The following is a 255-nucleotide window of genomic DNA, read 5'->3' as shown; positions in this document are numbered from 1 at the left end:
TCATTGATCAGCGAGAATGATCTTTGGAGTCCAAAAGCAGGAGAGCACTGGCCTTTTTTAGGATTTCAATGTCCAGGTCTTTTTGCCTGAGCAACGCTTTGAGCTGCTGAATCTCCCGCTGATCGGCGGTGATTGCCTTGGCCCCCACCGGGGTCGAACCCAAGCGTTCTTTGCGAACCTGGTCGACCCAACGGCGCAAGGCGGTAGGGCCAATATCCAAACTGGCACAAACATCGGGAACGGACTGGCCCTCGT

1 protein-coding gene is annotated in these 255 nt (G+C 54.9%); it reads right to left on the bottom strand.

Features of this window, described 5'->3' with window-relative positions; all coding sequences use genetic code 11:
• Positions 1-7: 7 nt before the first annotated feature.
• Positions 8-255, bottom strand: a 248-nt coding sequence (locus KW838_RS29320) for a transposase (RefSeq protein WP_256359006.1), incomplete at its 5' end; no start/stop codon positions are given.

It is taken from the genome of Pseudomonas sp. PDM27 (assembly GCF_019219205.1).
Taxonomy (GTDB): domain Bacteria; phylum Pseudomonadota; class Gammaproteobacteria; order Pseudomonadales; family Pseudomonadaceae; genus Aquipseudomonas; species Aquipseudomonas laurylsulfatiphila.
This window is presented reverse-complemented; position numbering and strand designations above follow the sequence as displayed.